11 protein-coding genes and 1 riboswitch are annotated in these 17,700 nt (G+C 35.8%); of the genes, 8 read left to right on the top strand and 3 right to left on the bottom strand.

The window, feature by feature from the left end; translation table 11 throughout:
* Window positions 1-60 precede the first annotated feature (60 nt).
* Entirely contained in the window at window positions 61-1,125 is a 1,065-nt protein-coding gene (rsgA, locus tag EPA86_RS04145) for a small ribosomal subunit biogenesis GTPase RsgA (protein ID WP_140602155.1), read from the bottom strand.
* Window positions 1,126-1,304: 179 nt separating this feature from the next.
* On the opposite strand from rsgA, the gene orn reads away from it, so the two are divergent.
* Window positions 1,305-1,850 carry an oligoribonuclease gene (gene orn, locus EPA86_RS04140; protein ID WP_140602154.1) on the top strand — a complete coding sequence of 182 codons (546 nt, stop codon included), beginning with the start codon at window positions 1,305-1,307 and terminating at the stop codon, window positions 1,848-1,850.
* Between the two features lie 19 nt (window positions 1,851-1,869).
* Here orn and EPA86_RS04135 read toward each other — a convergent pair whose 3' ends face one another.
* Window positions 1,870-2,844 carry a GGDEF domain-containing protein gene (locus EPA86_RS04135; protein WP_140602153.1) on the bottom strand — a complete coding sequence of 325 codons (975 nt, stop codon included), beginning with the start codon at window positions 2,842-2,844 and terminating at the stop codon, window positions 1,870-1,872.
* Window positions 2,845-3,015: 171 nt separating this feature from the next.
* On the opposite strand from EPA86_RS04135, the gene EPA86_RS04130 reads away from it, so the two are divergent.
* From EPA86_RS04130 to EPA86_RS04105, 6 genes are all read left to right on the top strand, one after another.
* Window positions 3,016-4,794: a DUF885 domain-containing protein gene (locus EPA86_RS04130; protein WP_140602152.1), complete on the top strand. Its 1,779-nt coding sequence runs from the start codon at window positions 3,016-3,018 to the stop codon at window positions 4,792-4,794.
* Between the two features lie 82 nt (window positions 4,795-4,876).
* A riboswitch (cyclic di-GMP riboswitch) is annotated at window positions 4,877-4,959 on the bottom strand.
* Between the two features lie 149 nt (window positions 4,960-5,108).
* Window positions 5,109-6,986, top strand: a complete 1,878-nt coding sequence (locus tag EPA86_RS04125; RefSeq protein ID WP_140602151.1) for a tetratricopeptide repeat protein — start codon at window positions 5,109-5,111, stop codon at window positions 6,984-6,986.
* A gap of 8 nt (window positions 6,987-6,994) precedes the next feature.
* Entirely contained in the window at window positions 6,995-7,561 is a 567-nt protein-coding gene (locus EPA86_RS04120) for a hypothetical protein (protein WP_246058246.1), read from the top strand.
* Window positions 7,562-7,621: 60 nt separating this feature from the next.
* The gene (locus EPA86_RS04115; RefSeq protein WP_140602150.1) at window positions 7,622-10,861 is read left to right on the top strand and encodes an amidohydrolase family protein; all 3,240 of its coding nucleotides are present in this window, start codon (window positions 7,622-7,624) and stop codon (window positions 10,859-10,861) included.
* Window positions 10,862-11,003: 142 nt separating this feature from the next.
* Window positions 11,004-12,611 (top strand): methyl-accepting chemotaxis protein, encoded by a 1,608-nt coding sequence (locus EPA86_RS18190; protein ID WP_170309563.1) that lies wholly within the window; start codon window positions 11,004-11,006, stop codon window positions 12,609-12,611.
* Window positions 12,612-12,685: 74 nt separating this feature from the next.
* Window positions 12,686-14,836, top strand: coding sequence for an EAL domain-containing protein (locus tag EPA86_RS04105; RefSeq protein WP_140602149.1), 2,151 nt, complete (start codon window positions 12,686-12,688; stop codon window positions 14,834-14,836).
* 59 nt (window positions 14,837-14,895) lie between these two features.
* On the opposite strand, the gene rraA is transcribed toward EPA86_RS04105, so the two are convergent.
* Window positions 14,896-15,381 carry a ribonuclease E activity regulator RraA gene (rraA, locus tag EPA86_RS04100; protein ID WP_140602148.1) on the bottom strand — a complete coding sequence of 162 codons (486 nt, stop codon included), beginning with the start codon at window positions 15,379-15,381 and terminating at the stop codon, window positions 14,896-14,898.
* A gap of 154 nt (window positions 15,382-15,535) precedes the next feature.
* Here rraA and EPA86_RS04095 point away from each other — a divergent pair, with 154 nt between their 5' ends.
* Window positions 15,536-17,545 carry a putative bifunctional diguanylate cyclase/phosphodiesterase gene (locus tag EPA86_RS04095; RefSeq protein ID WP_140602147.1) on the top strand — a complete coding sequence of 670 codons (2,010 nt, stop codon included), beginning with the start codon at window positions 15,536-15,538 and terminating at the stop codon, window positions 17,543-17,545.
* Window positions 17,546-17,700 lie beyond the last annotated feature (155 nt).

Genomic DNA, 17,700 nt, shown 5'->3' with positions numbered 1-17,700 from the left:
GTATTGCAAAGCAATTTTTATTTTGTCTGTAAATGAATTTTGTGAAGACACTTGGTTTCCTTAATCGTTAAAGCGAGATGTTAATTTGTTTTCACCTAAGCTACCTAGTATTCGTTGAAAACTAGCTAAGCGCTTGGTGGTTATTTCATTATTTTTTTCTGCGGCTATTAGTGCGCAGCCAGGATCATTTTGATGTTTACAATCTCTGAATTTGCACATGCCCAGAAAAGGAGAAAATTCAATAAAGCCATGATATACCTGTTCAGGTGTTAAATGCCATAGGCCAAATTCTCGAATACCGGGGGAGTCTATTAAGTCGCCACCGTCATTAAAGTGATATAAGCGAGCTACGGTTGTGGTATGTTGACCAAGGCCTGAGTTTTCTGAGACTTCTTGTGTTAACAAGCCTAAATCAGGCATTAATGCGTTGACTAGAGTCGATTTACCCACGCCTGATTGGCCGACAAAAATACTAGTATGAGAAGCTAACTGGTCTTTCACAACATCAATACCGTGATTTGATTTACTGCTAGCGTAGAGTACTTGATAGCCGATATTACGATAAATTTGCAATTGTTGCTCAATTTCATTCTGTTTTTCTTGGGATATTTCAGTCAATAAATCGACTTTATTTAACACAATGACAGGTGTGATACCTGTTTGTTCTGCTGCAACTAAGTAACGATCAATAATGTCACTGTTAAATACCGGTAAAACGGATGATACAATTAAAATCTGACTAATATTAGCCGCTATGGGCTTTAAACCATCGTAAACATCAGGGCGAGAGAGCATAGAATCTCTTTCATGCACTGCTTCAATAATGCCACTTATGCTGTGTTCGGTTTCTTTTCCTTGACGCCATTGGACTTTATCACCACATACAAGAGAATCGATTGAACGTCTTAGATTACACCTGAAAATATTACCTTCACTGCTTTCAACATCAGCATGTTGGCCAAAGCGGCTAATAATGGTGCCAGTTTGAGGGGCACTCAGCTCATTATCTTGCCAGTGAATTTGTTCATTTTGTTTAGTCTTGCTTTTCTGACCATGAAGCTTTTTGTCATGGTTAGCTTTTATTCTTCTCAATTGACCTTTTGTTAATTTTTTTGCTTTAGCCATATTAGATAGTCATTTTGCTCATTTACCTTGGAATAAATTCAGCCTAAATTTACGGCCATACATTGCATTTTTTTAAAAGTATTATACCTTACTCACGAAAGAAATATCATCGCGATAATATCTGAAGTATTATACTTACAATTGTCTACCAATGCTTGTGCATTTTTTAAGGGAAATTTATGACGTGTAGTGACTCAAATTTAATCTGGCTTGATCTAGAAATGACAGGGTTAGAACCTGAAACTGATGTGATTTTGGAAATTGCTACCATCATTACAGATAGTCAATTAAATATTATTGCTCAAGGCCCTGTTTTTGCGATTAAGCAATCTGACGAGGTGCTAGATAACATGAGTGAGTGGTGCATTGAGCATCATGGTAAATCAGGTTTAACGAAACGCTGTCGTGAGAGTCAAATATCTTTAGCAGAAGCAACTGAGCAAACGCTTGCTTTTGTTAGGGAGCATGTAACACCTGGTAAATCTCCTATGTGTGGCAATAGTATAGGTCAAGATAGACGATTTATTAATAAGTATATGCCTGATTTTGAAGACTTTTTTCACTATAGAAATTTAGATGTAAGTACGGTAAAAGAGCTAGCACGTCGTTGGAAACCAGAAGTGCTTGATAAAGTTGTTAAAACCGGTGCACATTTGGCACTTGATGATATTAAAGAGTCTATCGCTGAACTTAAGGTATATCGTCAGCACTTTTTTAAAGAGTAAGCTAGTGTGTTAACCATTACTAATAAATGGTTAACTTCTTAGTTAACTGGTTGGTAATATTAGTTAATGTTTCATTTAATTGAATATTATCAACGGCATAGTCAATAGTGATTTGTGGAAGTGTTACTTTAGATTTAGCACTAACAAACCTTAACTTTTCAACACCTAAAGAGATTTTTTTACCTACTTCATTTGCTGTTTCTAAATCGATTTTGGGAACTAACAAGAGAAATTCATCAAAGCTAATTCGAGAAGATAAACCACTTTCATCAACATAACTTGCTACTTTATTTGCCACTTTATTTAAAATGACATCGGCTAACAATAAGCCATAATCTTGTGAGAATTGGTCAAAATTATTCACTTTGACTAAAATGGCATTCATCGAAGGTTGATTGTCTTGCTTTAACCAAGCATCAATATGACGAACAATTGCATCTTTGTTAAACAGCCCCGTCACTGGATCTAAATCGACGGTTTGCTTAGTGCTTGCTAACTCCTTATTCAGCTGTTGGTTAACTTTATGAGCAAGCTGCAACTGCTTTTTTAATTGCTCTTGTTGTAGTTTAAATGCTTGTGTGGCCGCCTCTAATGATTCAACGGCTTCTTTTACTTCCAGTTTATCATCTGAGAGTAATTGAGGAATGCTAGTGTCAAAGTTTGAAATGAGAATATCTGCAGAATCGCTACTTAACTTAGAGCTTTTCTCAGTAGTGCAAAGTAATTTATGTAAGTCAGTAATAATGTCAAAGCGAAATTTACTTTGTTCAAGGACATGATTTTTATAGAGAGACTCCATAAAGAAACTATCAAGCTTGCTAGATACTAATAATTGCTCATTTATACTCTTACTTAAACTAGGGTTATTTTGTTTGTTGTATTCATAGCCCACCGCATAATTAATTGGGTTGACGGGTAAATCCCATTGTTTAAGTTGTTCAACGGTGAGAGCCATTACTTGCTCTGCTTCTTGTATAGAGTCGTGATACTTCATCTGTTTATTTATTCACATCTATAAGGCAGAACCATTCTCTCGGAAATGATAAGAAAAATCTAGTGATTTAATGTAACTCATTTTTACATGATATATTGTATTTTCTTCTTTGACTTTTCTTTTCTTTAAAGTTTGTTAGAGTATCAAAGTCTTCAATACTGAGCTGTTACCATGAATAAATTATATACCTTTTTACTGTGCACTTTTTTAGTTTCATGCAGTATATCAAATAGCAATAGCGTAAATCCAAATGATGCAAACAGTAAGTTAAAGCAACTTATTGAAACCCATGAAATATTTTATCAAGAAAGCAGCCCTTTCAATAAGGATGTTGCAGGTGAAAATAACGCAAAATTACCTGATTTGTCGGCAAGTAATTTGGCTGACTTATACAAAAAAAGATTAGATATTTATCAATCCCTAATGGCATTAGATAAAGCACAGCTTAGCAAAGAAAATCAAATCAATTGGTCAGTACTGACTTATAGCTTAAAAAACCAGCTAGATAGCTATAACAACAAAGAGCACTATATGCCATTAACGGCTGAGTCAGGTTTTCATGTCTGGATTGCCAATATAGCTCGCCGAGTTAACTTTAAAACAACTCAAGATTACCAAGACTATATCGCGAGATTAAAAGCGATCCCTCATTATTTCCAACAGCAAATAAGCTGGATGGAGCAAGGTATTCAAGAAGGAATTACCCAACCAAAAGTGGTGCTAATGGGGTTTGAGCAATCAATAGCTGCTTATATAAAGTCTGACGTTGAGGAAAGTGGTTATTTTAAGCCTTTTAAAAATATGTCTGATCAAGTTTCTGCCGAACAACAAGAAAAACTAAAGCGAGAAGCAAGACAAGTGTTAGCCACCATGGTTATGCCTGCATATCAAGGTTTTTATGATTATATGGTTGATACCTACCAAGTAAAAGCGCGTGAAAATATTGCCGCGGCCAGTTTACCCAATGGTGAATCATATTATCAAAACCGTGTTGCGCACTATACAACTCTACCCTTAACTGCTGAGGAAGTGCACCAAAAAGGTCTTGCGGAAGTAAAGCGCATAAGAGCAGAAATGGATGAAATTATTAAATCAGTTGAATTTAATGGTAGCTTTAAGGACTTTGTTAATTTTTTACGAACGGATCCACAGTTTTATGCAAAAACACCTCAAGCATTGATAAAAGAAGCATCTTATATAGCAAAACAAATGGATGCTAAATTACCAGCTTTGTTTAAAACATTACCCAGAACGCCATATGGTGTGATTCCTGTTCCAGCAAATATTGCACCTAAATACACTACTGGTCGCTATTCAGGACCATCAAGAGACGATCAGCCAGGAAATTATTGGGTTAATACTTACCGTTTAGATAGAAGGCCACTTTATGTCTTAACGGCGCTAACATTACATGAAGCGGTGCCAGGGCATCATTTACAAATTGCTTTAGCAAAAGAAATGAAAGATGTACCTAAATTTCGAAATCGTACTTATATATCTGCTTTTGGTGAAGGTTGGGGCTTATATTCAGAGTACTTAGGAATAGAGGCCGGTATGTATGAAGATCCTTATCATGATTTTGGTCGATTAACTTATGAAATGTGGCGTGCATGTCGCTTAGTGGTGGATACTGGTATGCATACTCAAGGTTGGAGTCGTCAACAAGCAATGGACTTCTTGGCAGATAATACAGCATTATCATTACATAATGTTAAGACTGAGATTGATCGCTATATTTCTTGGCCGGGGCAAGCGTTATCTTACAAAATTGGTGAGTTAACGATTAAGCGATTACGTATGCAGGCTGAATCGGAGCTAGGTGGAGAATTTGATTTAAGAGAATTTCATGATGAAATTTTAAAGAATGGTTCAATGCCATTATCAATGCTTGAACAAGTGATTAAAGAATACCTTGAAAATAAGAAAAAATTAATAAAACAAAAAGCATAGAAAGAGAGGAAGGCACGCAAAGAAATCGGAAGGATTCTTCGATAGAAAGAAGCTAAATAAGATAAGCCCCCACTATATCTAATCTGGCAGTCCCGCTATCATAGGTTTCCCTTTAGACCGGTAACTTTGCGTCTCTAGTTTTCACTAGGTTTGCCCTTGTCGAGTATTAGTACTCACCTTCATTATAGGATATGTGCAAACGATGTAAACTAAAAGAAAGTTTACACAAGGTTAATGTCGTTAATTAGTTGTGAATTACTATTTTAACTTGTTGTTTTTACTGAATATAAAAAAGTGATATTTTGGTGGTTTTTTTGATTAAGACATACGTTTTTGCTTTGTTTTTGCTAGTTTTTTTATACTGTTCACCTGTTTTCTCTGAGCAAATTAAAGCTAATGAGCAAACCTTGCTCATTGATCAGGTCGCTTTGTATTTAGCAAAAGATAAAGAAGAGCTCAAAGAAGAACAGATCACATCTCTTTCAAAGAAAATAATCCCTAATAAGCATCAATATCCAAGTGATATCATCGCCAAACTATTTTTGTTACTCGCTGATGTTGCGACTAATGAAGGGGACATAGAAAAAGCTTATCAATTTGCTCTCGACGGCCTTGCCGTGAATACTTCGCACACTAAAATAAGATTATGCTTAACGTTAAAGTTAGCGGAAGTTTATGTGGCAAAAAAGCAATATAAAGATTTATTACATGTCGCTGAACAGGCTGTTATTCAAAGTGGTGCAATTAAGAATATTAAATATAGTCTTTTCGCTTTAGGGTATCGTAGTGTGGCTTTCGCTATGTTGGGTCAGCATCAAAAAACATTAGCCGACTTGAAGCAAGTAGAGTTAAGTATTTCATCAAATAAAGTTTTTTCTGAGCATATTGAGTTGTTAACTATCCTAGCTACGGCTTATCAAGCCCTAGGTGATTTTCATACCTCGCTGACTATGCAGAATAAAATCTTAACCTTAAGGTACGAACTGTCACGCACCGCAAATATTGATCAAACCTATATGCGATTAGCGCAAGCAAATTTGTCTTTGATGCGCCTAGATGAAGCATACAATCATTTTTGGGAAGCAAAGAGGTTTGCAAGGGATAAAGAAGCTGATATTAGTGTTGCATATGCTCAGCAAGGGTTAGGTATTGTGTTATTTATGCAAAACGAATTCAATAAGGCATTGGTGGAATTAGAAAGTGCAAATGACACTTTTAAGCAAAAGAATGTAACCTCATCATATATTGAAACCGCAATCTATATAGCAAAAATTAAATTTAATGCATACCAACTTGAACAAGCTTATAACATTTTAGATGAACTCCAGGCTCTAATTAAAGAAAGTGAAATGAAACTTGAGTTTATTGATTTTTATCAAATGGTTGCTCAAATGCATTTCAATAAAAACAATTTTAAACAAGCATTTTTGTGGCAAGAAAAATACAGCATACTCCTTCAAAAGAAAAATCAACAAAGTCAAAATATAGCAACGACACCTTATTACTTTTCTCTTTCAAAGGTAAATAATAGCCTTGAAAAACGACAATCATTAGAACAAGCAAGAGAATTGACGATAAAAATGGCTGAAGAAAGTGAATTAAGTACCAGCTTTGCTAACAAATATCAAAAACAACAGCGCATAATTTTGATTTTATCCTTTGTTTGCTTTTTATTGATGATTACGTTGATGTTTTTCTATCTTAGCATAAGAGCAAAGCGAATATCTTTGGTGTATCAAGAAGCTGAAAACCCAACCAACTTCTTTTTAAAATCCATGCAAACTAAGCATACATATCAATTACTTTATAAAAAAGCTCGTCTACATCAATACCCAATTACAGTGGTTTACTTTACTATTGAAAATTGGCAGGAATTAGAGTTTCGATTCAATAAAAAATCTATTCTTAATGAGGTGGGTAAGGATATTGCACAAGTAATATCTGAACATCTAGATGAGTTTGATTGTGCAGGTATATTGAATCGGGGTGAATATTTATTACTGTTTGAATACCAAAATGAAGATGATATTACTCAAAAAGTTGATAAACTATCCAAAGCATTGCAACTGAGGTTTATTCCCAGTATTGGTGACTTTTCAATATTGAGTAGGTATGCGATTAAAACCCCTAGCTTTAAAGATATAGATCCTTATATGTTTTTAGCCAAATTAACTGAAGCAGAAGAGCTATAAAAGGTGACATGATGTTTTTTGTCCTCTCTATAACGGTACTTTTTGTCATTATAAGTGCGTACTTTTTTCTAAGAGCTGAAAAGTTTCAGCGTATCATTATTGGTCAAAAGCGAGAGACCAGCTCAACATTGAAAGAAAATAAAGGTCTAGTGGACTCTATGGCGCTTTTAGCAACAAAGAATGAAGAGTTTGCCAAAAACAGATTAATTCGTTTAAAAGAAAGAGCTCAAGAGCAGCAGAATGATGCTTTAATTCATTATTATGAGCTGATTTCACCAATGGTGAATAATTATGCAGCAATTTTTCGTGATTGTTTGAAAGGTAAAGGCAGGTTGCAAAGCATAAGTAAGAAATGTTTTGATAATTGTGATGAAAAAACATTTAAAGAGTTTATTAAGCTTTTAAAAAATGAAAAGCAAACAAAGCGCTTTTGGTCTGCAAATAACTTAAATGGCTTTATTTCATTAGTCGAAGCGCTACTTATTTTGCATGAAGAGCAGAGTAAAGTTATTATTTCTGCTAACGATGTAGCTAGCAAACAGTTGTTAATAAAAAAAGCAGCGAACAGCAAATAGTTTCATCTACTCTATAATCAAGATTCATCTAATCCCCCCTTTGAATAAGAGGCTTAAAATATGACAACTTTTTTCCAAAAAGTGTTAGGTACATTGTTTCTAATAGCGCTTTCCTTTCAAATTAATGCAACTGAGAAAGGCTCAAATGCGGCTAAAAAAGATGGTGAGGCAGATAAAAACTCATGGTCTGTCAATGCTCCTCAGGGAGAATTTAAATCTGCCAGCATTGATGTTAATTCAGGCACTTGGATGAATGTTGATGTTAGCCCTGATGGCAATCAAATTGTATTTGATTTGCTTGGTGATATTTATTTACTGCCAATGGATGGTGGCGAAGCAAAACCATTAATGACTGATATTGCTTGGCAGATGCAGCCTAGGTTTAGTCCTGATGGTAAGTATATTGCTTTTACTTCGGATCAAGGTGGTGGTGATAACTTATGGGTAATGAATCGTGATGGAACAAATGCAAAGGCAGTAACGAATGAAACATTCCGTTTATTAAATAGTCCTTCGTGGTCACCTGATAGCGAATACCTAGTTGGTCGTAAACACTTTACCGGAACTCGTTCATTGGGAGCAGGAGAAGTTTGGTTATACCATAAGACTGGCGGTAAAGGTGTCAAATTAACTAAAAGAGCTAATGAACAAAAAGATTTAGGAGAAGCGAGCTTTTCGCATGATGGAAAGTATGTATATTTCTCTCAAGATGCAACGCCGGGGAAAACATTTCATTATTCAAAAGACTCAATTAAAGGCATTTATAAAATAAAACGCTTAGAGCTCGCTACAGGCGAAATTACCACGGTTATATCAGGGAAAGGTGGTGCAATAAGGCCAACGCCTTCTCCTGATGGTCGGTATTTAGCATTTATAAGTCGTGATGATTTTCAATCAAATCTTTATTTATATGATCTTAAAAGCGGTGAAGAAAAGAAAATATATAGTGATCTAGAGCGTGATATGCAAGAAACATGGGCAATACATGGTGTGTATCCTACTATTGCTTGGCTGCCTGAAAGTGATGGTTTAGTTTTCTGGGATGATGGCAAAATAAAGCGATTATCTTTAGGTGATAAACAAGCTAAGACGATTGAGTTTCATGTAAAAACCACCAAAAAGATTCAAAAAGCATTACATTTTGAGCAACAAATCGAACAAGACAGCTTTACTACTAAAATGTTACGCGACGTCGAGGTTTCACCTGATGGTAAATATGTTGTTTTTGAATCGATGGGGCATATTTACACACGAAAATTATCAGGGGGGAAAGCAAAACGTCTGACTCGTCAGAATAGTCATTTTGAGCTAAACCCGAGCTTTTCTAGAGATGGCAAGAAAATAGTCTATGTTACTTGGAATGATGAAAAGCAAGGGCAGGTTAGAGTTATTTCTGCCCGAGGCGGAAAAAGTAAATCGCTGCTTAAAGAGCCTGGAAAGTATATTGAGCCAAGCTTTTCACCTGATGGTAAACAGATTGTTTATCGCAAAGTGAAAGGTGGTTTTATCACTGATCCTAAATGGGGCTTAAATCAAGGTGTTTATCTGGTGTCAGCTAAAGGTGAATCTAAAAAGACGAAAGCTAAATTGATTACTGAGCGTGGCGTGAAACCTCATTTTGGTTCAACCAATAATAAAATATATGTACTTCGTTCAGGTAAAAAACCACATTTAGTGAGTGTTGATATTCAAACGCAGAAAGAGCAGAAATTATATCAAGGAAAATTCGCGACAGAATATAGAGTATCTCCAAATGGAAAGTACTTAGCGTTTGCAGAGCGATTTAATGTTTTTGTTACCCCGTTGATTGAACGTGGTGATGTTATTGATATTGGTCCAAAAGCTAAAAATTTACCAATTAAAAAATTATCCAACAGAGCAGGTGAAGGTATAAGCTGGAACAAAAAATCAGATCAGTTGTACTGGAACTTAGGCGCGACCTTATATCAAAGCAATATCAAAGGCTTATTTGATATATTAGAGGGTGAGCTTGATGAAAAAAGTCAAGACGACACAATCAAAAAGACGAACTTAGCTTATCAGAAAAAAGTGGACATACCATCGGGTCTTATTGCTTTTGTTGGTGGTAAAGTCATTACCATGGAAGGTGAAAATATTTTTGAAAATGGTGTTGTGCTAGTTGAGGGGAATAAAATAATAGCAGTAGGTGAACAAGGTGAAGTTAACATACCAAGTTCAGCGAAAAAGGTTGATATTAAAGGAAAGAGCATTGTGCCAGGCTTTATTGATGCCCATGCTCATGGTTCACAAGGACAAAATGAAATCATCCCGCAACAGAATTGGAAAAACTATGCAAGCTTAGCTTTTGGCGTTACTACAATTCATGATCCATCAAATGACACCACTGAGTTTTTTGCAGCCAGTGAAATGCAAAAAGCCGGTAAAATAGTTGCGCCAAGATTATACTCTACCGGTACTATTTTATATGGTGCGACCTTACCAGGTTATACTTCCCATGTTGATAGTTTAGATGACGCTAGTTTTCATGTAGAACGATTAAAAGCTGCGGGCGCATTTAGTGTTAAAAGTTACAATCAGCCTCGTCGTAATCAAAGACAACAGTTTATTCAAGCCGCACGTGACTTAAATATGTTAGTTGTGCCAGAAGGTGGGTCTTTATTACAACATAATTTAACTATGGTTGTTGATGGCCATACTACTTTAGAACATTCAATTCCTGTGGCAAAAATTTACGATGATATTAAGCAATTATGGTCTCAATCAGAAATGGCTTACACACCAACATTAGGTGTCGCTTATGGTGGTATTTGGGGGGAGCACTATTGGTATGATAAAACCGATGTTTGGTTACACCCTAGATTGAGCAAATTTGTTCCAAGTGAGTATTTAGATCCCCGAGCAATGAGAAGAAGCAAAGCTCCACATCATCACTATAACCATATCAATGTGGCAAAAGGCGCTAAAGAGCTACAAGATCTAGGTATTAAAGTGAATGCTGGTGGGCATGGTCAACGCGAAGGTTTAGCGATGCACTGGGAAATATGGATGATGGCGCAAGGTGGTATGACTCCTTTAGAAGCATTAAAAACAGCAACTATATCTCCAGCAAAAACATTAGGTTTATCAAAGCAACTAGGCTCTATAAAAGTAGGTAAATTGGCAGACTTAGTGGTAATCGATGGTGATGTATCCAAAGATATTCGCTTAACAGATAATGTTGTATTTACTATGGTTAATGGTCGTTTATATAACGCTGAAACGATGAATGAAGTGGGCAATTATGATCATAAGCGTGATGCCTTTTACTTTGAGCACTAATGCCGTTTAGATCAATAAAGAGATAAATACTTATAACATGTGCATAAAAGCTATATAGAATGGAGTGAATCTGAAGAAGTTTCTAAATGGAGAAACCAACCAATAAATCTATAATAAATTTGGTTGATTACATGGGGGTTTTATGTTGTTGCAGTTGTCGTTAGCTAAAAAAATAAATTTAGCATTTACGCTAATTGGTGTCGTATTTTTAAGTACAACCATCTTCTTTTTTTATGATGATGAAAAGAAGTTAGCTGAACACTTTGTTGAGCGTAATTTAGAGAGCTTAGCGTTAAATTATTTTGACTCTGTTAATACCATGATGTTAACAGGCACTATAGCTAACAGACAGTTAATACAAGATAAAATCCTCAGCCAAGATGATATCGTTGAAGCAAGAATATTACGCTCAGCTTCGTTAAATAAAGTTTTTGGTACCGGGCATGCCGATCAAAGTGCTAAAAGCTCATTTGAGCAAGAAGGCTTAGCCGGACAAAAAGCTTTTGAGCAGTTCTCTCAGGACGGTAAGCGAATGATGAGCTTTATTATGCCGATTAAGGCTAGTAAAGACTATCGTGGTACTAACTGTTTAAACTGCCATCAAGTCGAAGAAAACCAAGTGTTAGGTGCGGTAAAACTTACCTATGACTTATCTCGTGTTGATAGTGATATTGCTAGCTCAATAACACAAGCGACTATTTTACAACTGGTTATCACCCTTATTTGCTTTGTTGCATTAAGTTTAATTTTGAAAAAGCTGATTTTTGTTCGTTTAAAAAGATTAAGCAAAACCATTCAAACTGTAGAGAAAGATTTAGATTTAAATAAACAAATCACTGTTTATCATGATGATGAGTTAGGAGCCGTTAGTTCTGCGTTAAATAATATGATGGCGAAGTTTAAGCAAAGCTTTATCTCAATTTCTGGCGCAACTGAACAACTAATCGAGTCAGCTAAAAACGTTGATGAAATCTCCTCTTTAACGCGTTCTGCCGTTTTAGAGCAGAAAAATGGCACCGACTCTGTTGCGGCGGCAATCAATGAACTCGATGCGTCAGCGAATGAAGTGCAACACAATACTCAAAGTGCCGCCGATAAATCAGTCACAGCAAATGAAAGGGCGTCACAAGGTTTAGCACTAGTTGAGCAAGCTAAAAAAGGAATAAATGAGCTACGTGATAAGGTAAATGAAAATACCGATATGATCACTGAGCTGAGTAGTAAAACCAATGAAGTCGGCTCTGTTTTAGAAGTCATAACTGCTATTGCAGAGCAAACTAACCTGTTAGCGCTTAATGCGGCTATTGAAGCGGCACGAGCTGGAGAGCAAGGGCGAGGCTTTGCTGTTGTTGCAGATGAAGTCCGTTCATTAGCAAATCGAACCCGTGAATCAATCGAGCAAATAAACGCCACTATTAGCACTTTACAAGTAGGGGCTCAAGGCGCTGTTGATTCGATGAACGAGGTTAGTCAGCAGGCTAATGAAAAAGCGGATGATGTTGCGAATGTAGCTAACCTACTTGTTAATATTAGTGAAGAAATTAGAGAGTTGGATGAGCTTAATTGTCAAATCTCTAGTGCTGCAAAACAACAAAACTTGGCGGCTGATGAAATCAACATGAATGTTGTTTCTATCAGTAATGTAGCGGAAAAGTCTAGTGAGGATGCTATTCGAGGTAAAGAGATTAGTGAGCAATTACTTGCATTGGCCTATGAATTAAATGTTCAATTAGCTAAGTTTAAATTGTAGCTCACTTGCATTCTTGTTCAAAACAGCTGATATTTAATAGTCTACATAGTGTATTAAACCAAATATTTTTCAATATGAGCTGTTTTAACTTTACTAGTAAAAGCGTTAAACAATTACAGGGATTAGTTAAGTCTCTCTGTTTTCTTTTTATGGTGCTTTGTTTTCCAACCCTTGCGTCAACTTCTGCTTCTTTTTCTTATACCGAATTTAATATTGCCTTTATTTTAGGTATTAGCTTACCTGTATTATTATTCGCTGTGTTAATGCGAAATCTTGTATCAATTAAATGGCAATATTTAGCTGCCATAACCTTAGCCATTTTTGTCTTTTTCTTTGGGCAAGTGCTCGAGCATTCATTTCAATTACAGCTGAGTTTATCTGCAGCGAGTGTTTATATTGCTTTAGTTTGTTTGTGGCCATTGGCGAGTGAACGAGATGACAGTTTAGCTTTGGGTGTCGTTTGCCAGCGTAAATCACTTGTGACTTGGTTTATACATGGCATTAAAGTTTTGATAGCTATTTTCCTTGTCGCACTGTGGTTTATAGAGTTAGCAGTTACCAATGCTGCTTTTAGTTTTGGCCTTTATGCTGGCGCAGTTTTACTGGTGAGTTTTACCCAAGCCGTGTCGTTGAAAAACGTTGCTGAGAAAGATTACACGGTATTTTCTCGTTTAATGATTCAATTTATTCTTCATAGTGCCTTTGCCTTAACGTTAGGGTTATATATAAATGGTATTTCCAGTTACTACTGGGTGGTGATAGCATTACTGTTAAGCTATGTGGTCACTTTAGCCAATGGCTGTTGGTTATTAATGCAAAATATATTGCTGCTACTAAAAGGCTCTCAAAGCAATGAAAAGCTCAGTAGTGAAGAACTATTTCACTATAGCTTAGATCCAGCAACTAATTTGCCTATGGCTCAACAGGCGTTCCAGATATTCGAGGATAAATTAGCGAAAGATCACAATAAACGATACGCCGTAGTTATTTTTAATCCGGTTAATTTTCAGCAAGTAAACAATGTATTAGGTCATCGAAATTCTGATATTTTACTGTCGCAATTAGCTTATTGCTTACAGCAACAAGCCTCTGGCAATCAAGATTTGTTGAGATTTGGTTATAATCCAGAAGCAATAAGGATGGCTCGGTTACAGGGATTAAACTTTTTGGTGGTCTTTGATCTTGCTAATACGGAACATGAGGCACACTATGCAATTAATGAGTTATGTCAGGACTTAGCTGATAGCGTACCTAGTGCTATGTCTTTTAAAAGTTTTTCGTTAAATTTTAAACTAGCCTTTGGTGTTTCCATTTCAGGTGAAGACGGCAGTAATGTAAATGATTTAATATCGTACGCCGAAGATGCCTTATTAACCAGCATGAATAAACAACGGATGATTAGCTATTTTGATAGTGAAAGCTTGCTTTATACACAACAGCAATTATCAAGAATGGAATTGCTTAAAGCAGATATTCACGATGAAAATTTATTTTGGTACTTACAGCCACAAATAAATATCAATGAGGCTGAAATCTATGGATTGCAATTAAAAGTTCATTGGTATGAAAACGAAAACCGACCTCTAGAGCTTGAAGAGTTTATTCTTGTGGCTGAGCACAGCGGCGATGTTTACCTTCTTACTAAGCAAATGTTATCCCAAGCTTTTAAAGTGTTATATTCTCTTCATCAAAAAGGTTATTACTACACTGTATCTGTTACCTTAACGAGTGATTCTTTACTTGAAGTTGATTTGGTGGAATATATTGAAACGTTGATGGAGAGGTTTCATATTTTAGGAAAGTACTTAGTTATTGAGTTAGCAGAAGAAGCGATACTTGAGGCGACTGACAGGGCGAAAGCCATTATTGGCCAATTAAGAGCCCTAGAGATTTCAATTGCAATCTCTGGCTTTTCTGGTAGTTATGAGTCATTACGTTATTTGAGAAAAATGGCGGTTCAACAAGTTAAAATTAATTGTCAGGCTCTTGCAGAAAGTGATGACAATCGTGTTGATAAAGCGATTATTAATTCTTTGGTAAACTTGAGCAGAACTATGAAGCTGCCACTCATTGGAACAGATTTAAGTGATGCTGTTGCACTTGATGCTTATAAAAAAATGGGTGGTAGTATTGCTCAAGGGGAAGAAGTTTATACTGGTATTGTGCCTGATGAATTAACTATTTGGCTCAAAAAGTGGAATGAGCTCAATCCTAAAAAAAGGTAATAGGTCAGTTAATAGCGCTACATTAGCGTAGCGCTGTGAGTAGCTTATTGTTTTAGGTGCTACTCAATATCGAGTGCTTCGGGAGATAAGATCATCCCTGTATTGTCAGCGTATAAATGGTCATCTGGTAAAATAGTCACGCCAGCAAAATTAATGGCGGCATCGCATTCACCAATATCTTGGTCGTCAGCTCCTACAGGGATAGATACCAGAGCTTGGATGCCAATATCTACATCTTCAATTGCATCAACATCTCTGACACTACCAAAGCAAACTATGCCTTCCCAACCATTACTTTCTGCAAGTTGTGCTATTTCTATATCAATTAATGCTCTGCGAGTAGAGCCACCACCGTCAATGACTAATATTTTTCCTTCGCCGTCTTCTTGCAATACCTGTTGTATTAAGCCCATATTCTCGAAGCATTTTATGGTAACAACTTTACCACCGAAGGAACTTCTGCCACCATAATTACTGAAAATAGGGTCTACTACATCAATTAAGTCAGCGTAAATATTACAAAGTTCAGAAGTATTGTATTGCATAATAAGCCTCTTAGGCAGCTGTCCAATAATTATATTCAGTATATCTTGTTATGACTAAAATAAAACTACTATTTAGTATGGTATTACTTGAATTTAAAGGCAAAAGACTCTTTAATAGCTAAACGAAGCTATTAAATCATTATTGCTGTTTATTATGCCCTTACTGATAGAACCACAAGCACTACTTTATTTGATGCAATCGTTGGTCTTTATCGTCTTGGCATTTGTTTTTTTTATGTACTTGCGCACTTTTTCTCGTCAGTACACTAAATATTGGTTAGTTAGTTTATTAACTATAACAAGCTCTTACTTTATTCGAGCTGTGATCCCATATCACAATGGTGTAGTAATTGATAATTCGCATCTACTTATAGTACCAACGCTATTGGTGGTTGCACAATACACGGCTTTATTATTTTTATTTGCCGGGGTATATAATGCTAAAACAAATCTAAAGCCTTCGAAAAGTGTTTTTATTTTTGCTTTCAGTTTTATTGTCGTTTTTTCAATTATTAGTCATAGTTTTTTTGCCTTCGATAGTAAGAATGCTTTTAATCATTTCTATCTGACGGTAAGTTTACCTAACTTTGTTTTTAGTGCCTGTTTTCTCGCCTTATCCTTCTATTTGTTTGTTGATAAAAAGCCGCATTTTTCCAGTAAAGTGCTAATGTATTTTGCTTTTATTTTAGGTTTGAGATATTTATTTTATTCTTTTGTTTCAATTCTAGCGTTAACTGAGCCTTGGTTTAAACAGCTTAGTTTTGCATTAAAATATTTTGATGTTGGGGCGACTACAGTACTAGGCTTCATTTTGCTGGTATGGATGCAAGGCGCTGAACGTTTTGCTGCTTTAAATGCGATCAGTCGTGCTCAGTATTTAGGTAAACATGATTCGCTAACTGGAGCACTTAATCGAGAGCAAGTCATGGCAAGGCTATCGGAGGTGATGGTCAATACATTAGAAAATAAAAAAGCATTAGCGGTATTTCTTATTGATATTAAGCAGTTTAAGTTTATTAATGACACCTATGGTTTAAAAGTTGGAGACTACTTACTCGGGGAAATTGCTAATCGATTAAATAATAGTATATTCCTTCCTCAGGCTGTAGGTCGTTTAAGTGGCGACTCTTTCATGTTTGTGCTTGAATTTGAGCACTTATCTCATGTAGAGCGAGCGGTAACACATATCCATGAAATGATTAATAAGGCATTTTACTGCAATCAACAAGAGATACATATTCAAGCAAGTTTAGGGTACTGTTTTTACCCTGAGCATGCTAATAACGCCGAAGACTTATTACAAAAAGCTAATTTAGCATTGCATCATGCAGAGACGAATAACCTCGCGTCTGTTGCTTTTCAAGAAGGCATGCAGGCTCATGGTCGACATTTATTGATCATGGAGAAGCAATTAAAAGCAGCAATTGTGAATGATGAGTTTATTCTTTATTTTCAACCGCAATTAAACTTACTGACCAACAAACTTGAAGGGGTTGAAGCGTTAGTACGTTGGCAACATCCAGAAAAAGGCTTGCTCTTACCGGCTGATTTTTTAGCAGATCTTGAAGAATTAGGTATGCATAATGAGTTTGACCAATATATTTTGGCTAAAGCGTGTAAGCATAACGCAAAATGGTTTGAACAATACCATCGTCGAGTTGCTATTGCCGTAAATATAACAGCGATTGAATTTCAGGATGAAAAACTTGTCGCCTCAATTCAATCTTTGTTGCAAGAGTATCAATTACCTCCTAAATACCTTGAGTTAGAAATAACAGAAAATGTTGTAATGACTGATATTTATCAAGGAATGGAAACTATTGTTAAATTGCAAAATATGGGTATTAAAGTCTCTATCGATGATTTTGGTACTGGTTACTCTTCACTGTCATATTTACGTGAACTCCCCATAGATAAAATTAAAATTGATAGAAGCTTTATTCAAGAAGTGGCTAGTAATGATTCAGATTTAACTATAGTCAAGTCTATGGTTGAGTTATCCCATGGTTTAGGTAAACGTGTACTTGCTGAGGGCGTTGAAACGGATGAGCAGTTAAATGTATTGCGTCATCTAGGTTGTGACGCTGTTCAAGGGTACTTTATTAGTAAGCCTTTACCAGAGAATGATTTATTACAATACTTTACCCCCAAGCATAACAATTAGTGTATTCCTCCTTATTGCTTTTGGTTTAGCTATTTATAAAATATATAATTACAACAATGATTTCCCTCAACTATTTTGTTCTTTTGCCGTTACAAATATTCAGAGTTGTCTATAATTAGTTTATACGGATAGATGTCACGTAGTTTTAGTGAAAA

This window comes from Litorilituus lipolyticus, from assembly GCF_006439335.1.
Lineage (GTDB): Bacteria > Pseudomonadota > Gammaproteobacteria > Enterobacterales > Alteromonadaceae > Colwellia > Colwellia lipolytica.
Note: the sequence above shows the minus strand (reverse complement) of the source record. Positions and strands in the feature narration are given on the sequence as shown.